Source organism: Sediminibacter sp. Hel_I_10 (assembly GCF_000688335.1).
Taxonomy (GTDB): domain Bacteria; phylum Bacteroidota; class Bacteroidia; order Flavobacteriales; family Flavobacteriaceae; genus Psychroserpens.
Genome location: NZ_JHZX01000001.1, coordinates 1,188,824 through 1,200,789 on the forward strand (window position 1 = coordinate 1,188,824; position 11,966 = coordinate 1,200,789).

The following is an 11,966-nucleotide window of genomic DNA, read 5'->3' on the forward strand; positions in this document are numbered from 1 at the left end:
AAAGGGTTTGCAATTTGAGCAAGCTCAGCCATAGATATACCAAAAACGTATACCCAAAAACGCTTTAAAATTAGGGTGGGAGTTATTATACCTATATCAAACCAAACCGTGTCTTCCATACTCTTGAGTCCAAAATTAGCATTGACATCATTTTCAAGTCTAGATTTACGTAACTTTGTCTTTTAAATACATCAAACAATGCAACTTTCTGAAGTACCAAAATTAAACCACCTCAACTCCAATAACTTTTTTTTACTCTGTGGCCCTTGTGCTATTGAAGGTGAAGATATGGCATTACGTATTGCCGAAAAAGTCGTGTCTATTACTGAAAAATTGAAAATTCCTTACGTTTTTAAGGGAAGCTTTAAAAAGGCCAATCGCAGCCGTATTGATAGTTTTACGGGCATTGGTGATGAAAAAGCATTGAAAATTCTACAAAAGGTATCCCAAACCTTTGACATCCCAACGGTTACCGATATTCATGAAATTTCTGATGCTGCAATGGCCGCAGAATACGTAGATGTCTTACAGATTCCTGCATTTCTGGTTCGACAAACCGATTTGGTTGTTGCCGCTGCCGAGACAGGAAAAGTAGTCAACCTTAAAAAAGGGCAATTCATGAGTCCTGAAGCCATGAAACATGCTGTACAAAAAGTAAAGGATACCGGCAATACTAAAGCTTGGATTACCGATAGAGGCACCATGTTTGGCTACCAAGATATGATTGTAGATTTTAGAGGCATCCCAACCATGAGACAATATGCACCAACCGTGCTTGATGTAACGCACTCCCTGCAACAGCCAAATCAAAGTGTTGGTGTCACAGGAGGACGACCAGAAATGATTGAAACCATTGCGAGAGCCGGTGTTGTTAATCATGTAGACGGCTTGTTTATAGAGACCCATTTTGATCCTGCGAATGCTAAAAGTGATGGCGCAAATATGTTGCACTTAGACAATCTCGAGAAATTACTTACCAACTTAGTCGCTATTCGAAAAACAGTGAACAACCTGTAGTATATTTTAAAAGTTTACCCAGAAGGTTTTTTAAATGATCTTCACCTTTAAACCAAAACCAAAACCATGGACATTGACTACAGAGAAGCAACCTTAGAGGATCTTCCAGAGATTACAGCAATTTTTAGAGACACCATTAGAACCGTAAACCGAAAGGACTATTCAGAAAAGCAAATTGAAGTCTGGTCTTCGGGGGCTGACGACCTCAAAAAATGGCAAGAGCGCATCAAAAAACTCTATTTTATTGTTGCTGAAGTCGATTCTCAAATCGTTGGTTTTTCTTACCTGAAAAACGGCAATTACATTGACGGCATGTTTGTTCATAAAGATTTCCAACGTAGAACTGTTGGCTCTAAGCTTTTACGCATTATGGAATCTAGAGCCTCTATAAATGGACACGACGTTATCAAATCTGATGTTAGCATTACTGCCCTTCCTTTTTTCGATTCTCATTATTATGAGGTAGAGAAAAAGCAAAAGAAATCGTTCAAAGGCATGGGATTTGAAAACTACATCGTTTATCGAGAACTTTAAGAAACCTCCATTATATAGCTATATCTCATTTTAGAAACGAGGTGTTTTCAAAGGATGCCACGGCTTTTAGAATCGCCATGAAGGTCTTATCCTCAATATCTTCCAAAGTTTTATAGCGTAAAGACTTCACGACCTTTCGCTTTTCTGAAACCAAATACACCTGCCATTTTTCTTCTAAATGTGCGGTATGCCAAAAGCCAACATCCACATAATCTTTACGGTGATTGAGATAACAAATGGGTCTTTTGTTTAAATAATAGCAGGGCATTCCCCACTTATAGTCTAAATCTACTGCTGGTAACACGTGCTCAATAAGCAATTGCAAATGTAACAGCATAGATTGGTAAGGTTCTGGCTGATTGAGGATATAGGTTTCTGCGGGTTTCAAAATAAAACGAGTTGATTTTTCTAAAATTAATTAAAAAATCGAGATCTCAATTCAAATAAATTCATTTACTTTGTAATTCAAAGTACTTTATCATGGATACAAAAAACTATTTACAGGACATAAGTGACATCAAAGCCATGATGAACCGATCGTCCCGATTTATTTCCTTAAGCGGACTCTCTGGAGTACTCGCCGGTATTTACGCCCTAATTGGCGCCTATCTTGGTTACACAATCATTTACGCCAACAACGTCATTTCAGCAAACGGATACCGCACCTTGATTTTAACTGAAACGAGAATGATACAGATCTTCGTTATCGCTGGCGCGGTTGTGACCTTGTCGATCATAACGGGCATTGTCATGAGTTATGTAAAGGCCAAACAGCACAATGAATCTTTATGGGATAGCACCTCCAAACGTTTATTGATCAACTTTATGATTCCATTGGCTACTGGTGGCTTCTTTATTTTATTTTTGATGGAGAAAGACATCTATGCATTTGTGGCACCATTAACTTTAGTGTTTTATGGTCTTGCTTGCGTAAACGCCAGTAAATATACGCTTGGCTATATTCGGTATTTAGGGCTTACCATGATTATTTTAGGACTTTTATCAGTGTATTTCTTAGGTTATGGCTTATTTTTCTGGGCATTGGGATTTGGTGTGTGCCATATTATTTACGGTACCATCATGCATTTTAAATATGATCGTATTCAATAGCCTACTGCACGATTCATTTTATTAATTAAAGCAGCATAACTGCCTTGGCAGAACATCATGAGCATCATCAACAACATCAACAAAGTCTTTGACCATCGCATACGCTTGGGCATCATGTCTGTGCTAATGGTCAATGAATATGCCGATTTCAAAACTTTGAAAGAACTGTTGGGTGCCACAGATGGAAACCTTGCCAGCCATACCAAAGCTCTAGAAAAAGCACGTTATATTTCGGTAGAAAAACAATTTATAGGAAGAAAACCAAACACACGTTATGCCACCACAACATTAGGAAGAACTGAATTTAACAAACATATTGAAGCGTTAGAAAAATTACTTAATAACCAATAATCACAGGGCCACATCTATCGTGCTCTATTTTTTTTACTATTTCACTTTGAAAAACAAAGTACTTTAAAAATAATATTATGAAACAAATCATCCTCATTATCGCATCATTGCTCTTTAGCACCTTATTTTACGATCAGCACCTTGGTCTTAACCTGCTTTTATTTTCTATTTTGACTATTGGTCTGTTATACGCTTTTAACCATAAATCTTTTCAGAGAAGGTTTTTATGGTTCTATAGCCTGGCTTATTTAATCACCGCTATTCTCGTATTTACAATCCACTCCAACCTAGCGGTAATTGCTAATGTGGTTGCATTTGTCACTTTAGTGGGTGCCGTATCCCGTCAAAAAACCGCCATATATGTGAATTGGATCAATGGCATCTATACGAGCATCGCCGGGTTATTTCATAGAAATTTTGAAGTGGATGAATCCCAAAATAAAGTAGACTGGAAAAAGGATATTGATGTTCTACAATGGGCTAAACTCATTGGCATCCCTCTATTATTTGTGATTTTATTTATCGTTCTCTATAAAAACGGAAATCCTATTTTCAATGAATGGGTGTCTAAAATAAATTTTGATTTCATCAACCTTCAATGGATCCTCTTTAGCATCCTTGGTTATTATCTGTTAAGCAACATTAGTGCCCCTATTTCAGTAGAGCCTGTTACTTCAATAGATGTGAGCACCTCCAATACACTTTCTAGGCCTGATTCTATTACAGAGCTGTCTTCCGAAGAGGTAGAAAAACAACTTAAAAAGGAAAGCCATTTGGGCACAACCTTAATAGGACTTTTAAACGCCCTCATTCTCATATTTATCGTTACTGATGTGTTGTTTTTAGTCTCTGATGACACGAGCAGTGCCTCTGCCCTCTCCAGTCAGGTTCATAACGGCATCAACACCTTGATTGCTTCTATCATTGTTGCCATTGTGATCATTCTTTATGTTTTCCGCGGAAATCTAAACTTTTATGCCAAAAACGGCACACTGAAACACCTCACCTATCTCTGGATTTTTCTCAACATCGTCTTGATTGTGCTGATAGCTATAAAAAACCAAAATTACATCACGGCCTTTGGACTTACTTATAAACGCATTGGTGTTCACATATATATTTTAATGGCATTTATGGGTTTAGTAACCACCTTTATGAAAGTCATCAACGTCAAAAACTTGTTGTTCCTCTTTAGAACAAATACTCAAATTGCATTTGTCATTTTGATGCTGTGTAGCGCTGTCAATTGGGATAAAATCATCACCATCTACAATTTAAAATACGCTAATTCTTACGATATAGAATACCTCATCAGCCTTTCTGATCAAAACGCTGCGCCACTTCATGCTTTAAAAAACACCGTAACGATTTCTGAAGATGCAAAACAACGCATTACCAAAAAACTGGAGCGCTATATTAGGAGATTAAACGAAAATAATTGGCAAGAATATACCGCAGCCCATTTTAAAGAAGATTATAAAATACCTCAACGCCCATGAATGTTCCTAATAATATCGCAAAATCTTGTCTATTGGCATTTGTAGTGTTTTGGACAGTCATTGGCACAGAAGAGCTTAGGGCATCGTTCATTCCCATAATATTCTTGTCTGCAATACCAATTGCACTGTGTGTTTTGACCACCATTATGGTCACTATTTGTCCTATTTTTTGGATAGCGGCATCAGCATCATTTACAACAAAAGCCATTTTTAAAACCTATTTCCCCTATTATAGTATGCTCTCATTTGGACTCTGTTTTTATGGCGCATATACCGTGGGCTTTAGCGTCTATCCAACGGCCTTTTTTATTTCAGCCTATGTCACCACTTGCCAATCATGGGTCTGGTTTACTAAATCGGAAAACAGATGAAACAGCTAAGAAAACAATTCATCGAGTGGCTTTTTGAACACTCCCAGCGTATTTACACCAAGCTGTTTAAGCATCACGAGTCATGGGGCATTTCAAGAGCGCAACTACTCACGTACCCTGAACATAGTTTTGGCAAGCATTTAGGCGATTTTTTAAATGCGCATAATTTTGAACTTATCGCTAAAGTAGAACGTCATGATGCCTACCACACGCTCACTGGATATGGCACCAATGTGGAGGATGAAATTGCCCTACAGTGTTTGTGTTTTGGCAACGGCAAACGCAGTCTTTATTTGTATGGCGCTATGATTTTAGGCATTATCATTCTCCCAGATTATTTAAAATACTATAAACGCTCTTACGATATCGGTAAGGCCGCCAATTCATTTCATCAATTTGACTACAAGCAGTTGTTACAAACCAATATACATCTGTTTAGAAAAACAATTTTCTCTGAAACGCTTCTCAACCAACTCACCTTAGAAAAGATATGACCATACAGGCTATTTTTAGAGACCGCCCGGCAGCCTCATTTCAAAATAAAATACGATCTTCAGTCTCTGTTTTTATAGTAAACAAAGTCGCCTTCTCTTTTGGGAAGGTTCCTTTTAATAGATCGCCGTCGCACTTTTAATCTTATGAAAAAACTCAAACTCTTAGTCCTACTTATTGCGATTATTGTATCTGGTCTCATTTTGACCAATTATTGGATCTCTTACACCGCCAGTGGACGTGTTTATGACACTATTGCCAAAATTCCTAAAAATAAGGTTGGTTTATTGCTGGGCACCTCAAAATACTTGACCAGCGGCGGCATTAACCTTTATTACACCTATCGCATCAACGCAGCTGTGGCGCTTTATAAAGCTGATAAAATTGAATTTATCTTAATAAGCGGCGACAACAGCACCAAACATTATGACGAACCTTCAACCTTTAAAGACGACCTCATAGCAGCTGGCATCCCAGAAGAAAAAATCGTTCTAGATTACGCTGGCTTTAGAACCTTAGACTCGGTAGTGCGCGCCAAAGCAGTTTTTGGGCAAGATGCCATCACCATCATTTCACAGCAGTTTCATAACGAACGGGCTATTTATTTGGCCAAAAATCACGACATCAATGCCATTGCGTTTAATGCTCAAGATGTTTCTGGGCGTTACGGACTCAAGGTACAACTGCGAGAATATCTGGCTAGAGCCAAAGCCTCAATGGATCTGCTTTTTAATGTGGAGCCTAAATTTTTAGGCGAGAAAATTGAAATTAAATGAGCATAAGATTCCACCGTAATTTCTTTATAGCAGCGCTGTTTTTATTGACTGTGGAAGTGTGCATTGCCCTATTTATCAAACAAGGTTCTATAAGGCATACGTTTGGAGATGTTTTGGCAACCATTCTCTTGTATTGCATTTTCCGAAGCTTTTTGGATGTAAAACCGCTCTATCTAGCCATTTCGGTATTGCTCTTTTCTTATGCAATTGAATTTTCACAGCTCTTGAATCTGTTAGAAATCTTAGGTCTGCGAGAGAATAAATTCCTAACTATTGTTTTAGGCAGTACGTTTCACACCTTAGATCTTATAGCCTATACTTTAGGCGCTCTTTTCATTTTTATCATCGACTCTAAAATCAGCATGACATGGAAACCATAAAAACCCTCATTATCACCCGTTTTAAAATCCTATCCCTATTGACCATATCTATGGCCTTAAGCATTGTATTGCTCATGATTAGGATGAAACTAAATCAGTCTTTCTATCTGCTATTTTTGGTCTGGAATTTATTTTTAGCCGTCATCCCATTCGCAATTACAACTTGGCTTAGTAGCAAAACTTCCCACAATAGAGTCATACTTCTTATTATAGGCGCTTTTTGGCTAATCTTCTTGCCAAATGCACCATATATCGTCACCGATTTGCTTCATCTACGCAATTCTGAAGTTCATTTGATGTGGTTAGACGTTTTAGTAATTACGTTATTTGCGTTTAATGGTTTGGCCTTATTTTTCTTATCGCTTGCAGATATGGAACACCTGCTGAAACGTTACTTTAATAAGCACATTGTATCCACAACGATGCTGTTCACTTTTGGGCTCACGGCTTTTGGCATTTACCTGGGGCGATTTTTAAGATATAACTCTTGGGAGATTATTAACAACCCATTGCAATTATTCTCAGATAGTTTCGATCTTATTTTTCAACCGCACCTTGAGGCTTGGGTATTTACTATTACATTTGGGGCTTTCTTGTGGATTACATTCAAAATTTTTAGTGCATTTTCGATGAATCAAGATCTTTAAACTGTTAAATAAAACCTTAGTTTTCCTATGAAAAAATACGCATTCATTATTATGATTCTTAGCTTTTTACTTTCCTGTGATAAGGCCGATAGACGCAAAGTGATCACCAACGACAGCAACAACGACGAACTCAATTCAGAACACATCAAAAAAGACAGCAACTATATTGATATGGCTAAATTACCAATCTATATAGATAGTACAGATTATTTAATCCATCCTATTGGACGCCATAAAATCAATAAACAACGTTCAGAATATCTCAGCGGCGATAGTTTTTATAGCGGTAACAATGCTTCATCATACAAACATCATCCATACGGGATTGAAGGTGATTTATCTAACATCATGTTTCAACATATACATTCTGAAAAACTAACGGCATTAACCAATAGTAAATTGAGTATTGTAAGCATGGCTTTTCTTTTTGACATATTCGAGTCAGCTAAGAAAGGATATTATGTCTACGATGTTATCGATAAGGATACCAACTTAGATGGAGAACTTGACACAAACGACCTAAAATCGCTTTACATCAGTAACGCTGATGGCACTAATTTTCAAAAAATAACTTCTGAAAATCAAGACTTGGCAGCATGGAAATCTGTTGCAATAAAAAATCGATTGTATTTTAATACTATTGAGGATTTTGATGGCAATGGATTATTCAATAAAAAAGATAAAATGCATTATTTCTACATTAATTTATCTGAAGAACAAGCCAAACCCGTGGAGTATTTCCCAGTTTAATTTTATTGATTTGTATGTCTAATTGTGGTACTCGTGGCTACTCTTTACCATCCACGAAATCCTGTAAATAGGCAAATCGCTTGGTTAATTTTCCTCTTTCGGTCATTTTAGCACGCTCTAAAACTCCATCTTGATCATTGTTAAAAAACGCAGGAATCACATGCTCTAAAAACATATCTCCAAAACCTTCACTGGCATCTTTTGGGAGCTCGCAGGGCAGGTTATCTACAGCCATAACGGTAATGGCATTTTTGGCGTTAAAAGCAACCTCGGTCTCTGTTTGAGCATCATAGCCATAAAAAGGATCGGCTATTGTAGATGGTCTTAATGTACTTGCAACAGGACCATCGATATCACAGGAAATATCTGCAATGAGATTGATTTTGAAATCCTCATGTTTTGCATCTTCACGTGTAAATAAAAACGGTGCACCATCACCATAAAAATGGCCTGCAATAAACATATCGGTTTCTTTGGCATAGGGCATAAAGTTGCTTTCGTAGGCTGATGGGTCTGCGTAAAACTCAAACTTATCACCAACCTTACCATCTTTACGCTTATTATATTCAAGCACATCAACCATACAATACACCGGTTCTTGAAACGTATTTGTTAAGTATAAGGCATCTGACACCTGCTGAATGCCCAAATGATCTAAGATCTCTTGTGCGCCCAACGCAACCTTACCTGTACCCGATAATAAGATTTTAAGATTAGGGAGCTTAATTTGATCTAGTGCTCGTTTTACTGCCGCTAGATCGGCTAAGCCTTCCACCTTTGGCAAATCAAAAAGTCCATCTCTCAATCCCAATGCTCTAAAACCATTATATGCACCAACTAATCCCGCATAGCGACCAAAACCAATGAGGCGGGACCCGCTTTCGGTAATGATGGTCTCATGATCATAAAGGGTGATGTTTTTATCTAATATGGCCCGTAATAATGCTCTGTTATACGGCTGTTTTTTGATAGTGTGGGAAAAGAAGAAATAACTTTTATTGGGAATGAGCGCGTCGATAGGCACTTCTTTAACACCAATCATTACATCGGCTTCTGAAACATCTTCTAGCACCTCAAAACCGTTATCGGCATAGGCTTTATCTGGAAAAATCCTGATGTTTGATGCCTCTACCACAAACTGAGTCTTTGGAAATTGCAATTGCGCTTCGGCTAACTTTTCTGGAGAAAAGACCACACGGCGATCTGGCGGATTTTTTCGTTCTTTTATGATGGCAAAGGTCATGACATTATATTTTAATTTGCACAACACCGCCAGATATCTAGGCCATATGTGCAAGATAATTATTCCCCACGAAAATAAGCCGATTTAGACGTATTCACAAGTTGAACTATGTGCTTTTCTTAAAATCACCCAACGCGCTCTACTTCGCTCTCGCTTTTGAGCACATAATCGCCATCATCTTGTTTAATGTAAAGGGCTTTGTCTCCTGTCTCTCCATTTCGGGTGACCTCATTGCCTTTGATGGTCTTGGTTATGGATTTGGTATAGGTCTCTTCTACCTTGCCTTCTGCGGTGCCATTGCCCCAGTTCCATTTCACTTGTGTTCCTTTTTGTATCATTTTGCTAGTGTTCTATGCTGTAAGATTTTTGCCAGTATTGACTTAAGAGCATTGAAGTTACAGATTGAGACTGACATAAATTCTTAAGAAAGATATAAAATTGGTTTGGTATGGCTTTTGCGCTAGTATTTTTAGTAATTTCGCATCCCTCGAAATTGTATCTACGGTTTCTGGGATTGTGCGTTAGGGATTGATGCAGTATCCTTTTTATAGGTTGACTGGGCGAAGCTTAAGGAAACACATGAAAAGATTTAGCGGAAAGCCCGGCCCGAAAGGGAAACGCCCAAAGTTATAGTGTTCTTTTAAAAGAACGTTTTCTGAGAGATCAGAATATTATGGGGTCGACTGGTTTTGACAGCGAGACTCATTGAATAGTAAGCACGTCGTGTAATGACTTTGAGACACGTAAAAGGCTAGGTCAACTTTTTAAACGGCGAGAATAACTACGCTTTAGCTGCGTAATCTGAATTATAGTAAGATTGTGCTAGTTCCTACTAGGTAGGAAGGCTAAATGTCTCCTGAAAGCCTTGGTTAATGGCGTTCTATAAGAGGCATCGTAAATATTGACTAAGATTTTGTGGCGCTTCGACGCAATTTCAAGATTAAGAAGATAAGTTGTAGGTAGGTTGTCTTTAACCAGCCTGCAATCGAAAAAACAAGAAAAGAATAAACGTGTAGAAGGCTATTGAATAGCTTGTTTGGACGAGGGTTCGAATCCCTCCGGCTCCACTCTAAAAACCACCTTATGGGTGGTTTTTTTCGTTTCGCCGTCAGGATTCGAAAGCCTTGCGCCAGCTGGCTCTTTCGCTACAAAGGTCTGCCAGACCTTTGCTTGACGCTACAGCCCTCTCCGGCTCCACCTACGCCCTCTGAAGCTTTGTGCGAAAGAGGGCTTTTTAATATCATTTCTTTACTAAATTAACCAAAGTATATTTCATGCAACAGGGCTTCGGTGGACATGTCCACGGTACAACTGCAGCTTAGGAAATAACTTCCAATTTAAAAAACAGTAAAAAATTTATAAAAAAAAACCTTAGCTTTATTAAAAGCTAATTTTTATGCAATTACCTTACGGTGTATATATTCTATTATGTTCTGATGATACTTATTACACTGGATACACCACAAATATCGAAAGTAGATTAAAAGCACATCGAAATAAACAAGTTCATTATACCAAAACAAGATTACCAATCAAATTGGTCGATCTTTTTCTTTTCGCAAACAAACAAAAAGCCTATGATTTTGAGCGATATTTAAAAACTGGCTCTGGTATTGCTTTTCGAAACAAAAGACTAGTTTAGATTCCAGTAAAGAACCCATCAAGCTCGCTTGTTTGGGTTTTGTCGTTTTAAAGCACCTGGCTTAAAAAGACAGCCAGTTGTATTTGCAACTTTGGAATCACAGGGAAATACAACCCCTCCGACTCCACTCTAAAAACCACCTTATGGGTGGTTTTTTTCGTTTCATCTTCAGGATTCGAAATCATTGCTACAGCTGGTTCCTGCGCTAGAATAAAAACCCAGCCTTTCTTATTAAGCTTTGAAGGTGATGCCTCTAAAATACTAATAGCGTTGGCATAGGGATGGCACCCATGGTTACCACGGCTATGACACGAGGTTGATACGGGTTAGACCCGGCTTAGCTACGGGTGAACCCTTAATAAGCCCTGTGGTATTGGTGGTTTATATATGCTTTATTGCAGCAGATCATGTTACAGTGTTGTAAGCTAAGCATAGTTGCTATCATAATGTGATGCTCATCTTTGTTTGGATTGCTGTTGTAGTATTAAAAACAGGGTGCACTACCGTAGGGATTTGCAGTATGATCTATGGTAAACTCAAATACTTTACCATCCTTCCCTCTAGTGTAAGTGACGTAATCCCAATTGCCAGAATGGGTCAATTTATAACTCCCATTAACATTACCGTCATAAATTTCATCATAATAATTAATTATTGTGGGATAAGCACCACCTTCTTGATAGTCTTCCTTGGTATGCTTAAGTACCATAGCTTCTGCTTGCCCTTCATATTTTACTTTTTGGGCGCGTTCGTTTTTGTTTAAGGCGATCCAAATGCGCTTTGATTTGTCGGTATTAGACGTGAAGCAAATGTATTTTAGTGGTGCTGCTGTAATGGAGTCTGTTTCGGTATCACTTTCGGTTTCGGTTTCAGTTGCTTCGGAAATAGGAGTGTCCTGCTGCTGCTCGGTCGACGTTGGAACCTCATTCTCTTCAGCATTGGACGGATTGGAATTCTCTTTGCAGGAATAGACCGAGATCAAGATAACGATGGCAATAGAAAAGATTGGCTTTAAACTCATTGTTTGATTTTTATGGAATGTTATGAAGTCTTTGATTTTTGTTTTATGCTATACGTAACGCTACATCCTTGAATTGAGTATGGTGGTCATTTATTTTTATTGGAAATGAATTTTGATGATGAGATGGATGCAG

At 38.1% G+C, this 11,966-nt stretch carries 16 protein-coding genes and 1 other RNA gene; 13 read left to right on the top strand and 4 right to left on the bottom strand.

Annotated elements, in window-relative coordinates; translation table 11 throughout:
• Nucleotides 1-198: 198 nt before the first annotated feature.
• Together kdsA and P176_RS0105290 are read left to right on the top strand one after the other, a co-directional pair.
• The gene (gene kdsA, locus P176_RS0105285) at nucleotides 199-1,017 is read left to right on the top strand and encodes a 3-deoxy-8-phosphooctulonate synthase (protein ID WP_026753722.1); all 819 of its coding nucleotides are present in this window, start codon (nucleotides 199-201) and stop codon (nucleotides 1,015-1,017) included.
• Between the two features lie 66 nt (nucleotides 1,018-1,083).
• Nucleotides 1,084-1,551 carry a GNAT family N-acetyltransferase gene (locus P176_RS0105290; protein ID WP_026753723.1) on the top strand — a complete coding sequence of 156 codons (468 nt, stop codon included), beginning with the start codon at nucleotides 1,084-1,086 and terminating at the stop codon, nucleotides 1,549-1,551.
• A 25-nt stretch (nucleotides 1,552-1,576) separates the two neighbouring features.
• Here the strand turns inward: P176_RS0105290 and P176_RS0105295 are convergent, their stop codons facing one another.
• Entirely contained in the window at nucleotides 1,577-1,939 is a 363-nt protein-coding gene (locus P176_RS0105295; protein ID WP_026753724.1) for a DUF1801 domain-containing protein, read from the bottom strand.
• A gap of 92 nt (nucleotides 1,940-2,031) precedes the next feature.
• Between P176_RS0105295 and P176_RS0105300 the strand changes: the two genes are divergently transcribed.
• The 9 genes from P176_RS0105300 (at nucleotide 2,032) to P176_RS0105340 (ending at nucleotide 7,927) form a co-directional block, all read left to right on the top strand.
• The gene (locus P176_RS0105300) at nucleotides 2,032-2,661 is read left to right on the top strand and encodes a hypothetical protein (RefSeq protein ID WP_026753725.1); all 630 of its coding nucleotides are present in this window, start codon (nucleotides 2,032-2,034) and stop codon (nucleotides 2,659-2,661) included.
• Nucleotides 2,662-2,718: 57 nt separating this feature from the next.
• Nucleotides 2,719-3,012, top strand: a complete 294-nt coding sequence (locus P176_RS0105305; protein ID WP_037348724.1) for a transcriptional regulator — start codon at nucleotides 2,719-2,721, stop codon at nucleotides 3,010-3,012.
• Between the two features lie 77 nt (nucleotides 3,013-3,089).
• Nucleotides 3,090-4,511, top strand: coding sequence for a DUF4173 domain-containing protein (locus P176_RS0105310; protein WP_026753727.1), 1,422 nt, complete (start codon nucleotides 3,090-3,092; stop codon nucleotides 4,509-4,511).
• A complete protein-coding gene (locus tag P176_RS0105315) occupies nucleotides 4,508-4,882 on the top strand; it encodes a hypothetical protein (protein WP_026753728.1) in 375 nt (124 codons plus the stop codon). Before P176_RS0105310 ends, P176_RS0105315 begins: the two co-directional genes overlap by 4 nt.
• A complete protein-coding gene (locus P176_RS0105320; protein ID WP_026753729.1) occupies nucleotides 4,879-5,376 on the top strand; it encodes a Coq4 family protein in 498 nt (165 codons plus the stop codon). The genes P176_RS0105315 and P176_RS0105320 overlap by 4 nt, the downstream gene beginning before the upstream one ends.
• Nucleotides 5,377-5,520: 144 nt before the next feature.
• Nucleotides 5,521-6,150 (top strand): vancomycin high temperature exclusion protein, encoded by a 630-nt coding sequence (locus P176_RS0105325; RefSeq protein ID WP_037348726.1) that lies wholly within the window; start codon nucleotides 5,521-5,523, stop codon nucleotides 6,148-6,150.
• Entirely contained in the window at nucleotides 6,147-6,530 is a 384-nt protein-coding gene (locus tag P176_RS19015; protein ID WP_026753731.1) for a DUF2809 domain-containing protein, read from the top strand. The genes P176_RS0105325 and P176_RS19015 overlap by 4 nt, the downstream gene beginning before the upstream one ends.
• On the top strand, nucleotides 6,518-7,177 hold the full coding sequence (locus P176_RS19020; RefSeq protein WP_051605407.1) for a DUF1361 domain-containing protein: 660 nt from the start codon (nucleotides 6,518-6,520) through the stop codon (nucleotides 7,175-7,177). The genes P176_RS19015 and P176_RS19020 overlap by 13 nt, the downstream gene beginning before the upstream one ends.
• A 27-nt stretch (nucleotides 7,178-7,204) precedes the next feature.
• On the top strand, nucleotides 7,205-7,927 hold the full coding sequence (locus P176_RS0105340; protein ID WP_026753732.1) for a hypothetical protein: 723 nt from the start codon (nucleotides 7,205-7,207) through the stop codon (nucleotides 7,925-7,927).
• A 37-nt stretch (nucleotides 7,928-7,964) separates the two neighbouring features.
• Here the strand turns inward: P176_RS0105340 and P176_RS0105345 are convergent, their stop codons facing one another.
• Nucleotides 7,965-9,170 carry an NAD(P)-dependent oxidoreductase gene (locus P176_RS0105345; RefSeq protein ID WP_026753733.1) on the bottom strand — a complete coding sequence of 402 codons (1,206 nt, stop codon included), beginning with the start codon at nucleotides 9,168-9,170 and terminating at the stop codon, nucleotides 7,965-7,967.
• 125 nt (nucleotides 9,171-9,295) lie between these two features.
• Complete coding sequence (locus tag P176_RS0105350; protein ID WP_026753734.1) at nucleotides 9,296-9,508, bottom strand: DUF2945 domain-containing protein; 213 nt, start codon at nucleotides 9,506-9,508, stop codon at nucleotides 9,296-9,298.
• Nucleotides 9,509-9,845: 337 nt separating this feature from the next.
• Here P176_RS0105350 and ssrA point away from each other — a divergent pair.
• Nucleotides 9,846-10,240: a transfer-messenger RNA gene (ssrA, locus tag P176_RS20245) on the top strand.
• 326 nt (nucleotides 10,241-10,566) lie between these two features.
• Entirely contained in the window at nucleotides 10,567-10,812 is a 246-nt protein-coding gene (locus P176_RS0105360) for a GIY-YIG nuclease family protein (protein ID WP_026753735.1), read from the top strand.
• 484 nt (nucleotides 10,813-11,296) lie between these two features.
• Here P176_RS0105360 and P176_RS0105370 read toward each other — a convergent pair whose 3' ends face one another.
• Nucleotides 11,297-11,833, bottom strand: coding sequence for a hypothetical protein (locus tag P176_RS0105370; protein WP_037348728.1), 537 nt, complete (start codon nucleotides 11,831-11,833; stop codon nucleotides 11,297-11,299).
• Between the last annotated feature and the right edge of the window lie 133 nt (nucleotides 11,834-11,966).

Excerpts from the sequence above, each read along its gene's own strand:
- P176_RS0105300 (WP_026753725.1), top strand. The coding sequence starts at position 2,032 with ATGGATACAAAAAACTATTTACAGGACATAAGTGACATCAAAGCCATG.
- P176_RS0105305 (WP_037348724.1), top strand. The coding sequence starts at position 2,719 with ATGAGCATCATCAACAACATCAACAAAGTCTTTGACCATCGCATACGC.
- P176_RS0105310 (WP_026753727.1), top strand. The coding sequence starts at position 3,090 with ATGAAACAAATCATCCTCATTATCGCATCATTGCTCTTTAGCACCTTA.
- P176_RS0105360 (WP_026753735.1), top strand. The coding sequence starts at position 10,567 with ATGCAATTACCTTACGGTGTATATATTCTATTATGTTCTGATGATACT.
- P176_RS0105345 (WP_026753733.1), bottom strand. The coding sequence starts at position 9,170 with ATGACCTTTGCCATCATAAAAGAACGAAAAAATCCGCCAGATCGCCGT.
- P176_RS19015 (WP_026753731.1), top strand. The coding sequence starts at position 6,147 with ATGAGCATAAGATTCCACCGTAATTTCTTTATAGCAGCGCTGTTTTTA.
- P176_RS0105370 (WP_037348728.1), bottom strand. The coding sequence starts at position 11,833 with ATGAGTTTAAAGCCAATCTTTTCTATTGCCATCGTTATCTTGATCTCG.
- kdsA (WP_026753722.1), top strand. The coding sequence starts at position 199 with ATGCAACTTTCTGAAGTACCAAAATTAAACCACCTCAACTCCAATAAC.
- P176_RS0105320 (WP_026753729.1), top strand. The coding sequence starts at position 4,879 with ATGAAACAGCTAAGAAAACAATTCATCGAGTGGCTTTTTGAACACTCC.
- P176_RS0105350 (WP_026753734.1), bottom strand. The coding sequence starts at position 9,508 with ATGATACAAAAAGGAACACAAGTGAAATGGAACTGGGGCAATGGCACC.
- P176_RS0105315 (WP_026753728.1), top strand. The coding sequence starts at position 4,508 with ATGAATGTTCCTAATAATATCGCAAAATCTTGTCTATTGGCATTTGTA.
- P176_RS19020 (WP_051605407.1), top strand. The coding sequence starts at position 6,518 with ATGGAAACCATAAAAACCCTCATTATCACCCGTTTTAAAATCCTATCC.
- P176_RS0105340 (WP_026753732.1), top strand. The coding sequence starts at position 7,205 with ATGAAAAAATACGCATTCATTATTATGATTCTTAGCTTTTTACTTTCC.
- P176_RS0105290 (WP_026753723.1), top strand. The coding sequence starts at position 1,084 with ATGGACATTGACTACAGAGAAGCAACCTTAGAGGATCTTCCAGAGATT.
- P176_RS0105325 (WP_037348726.1), top strand. The coding sequence starts at position 5,521 with ATGAAAAAACTCAAACTCTTAGTCCTACTTATTGCGATTATTGTATCT.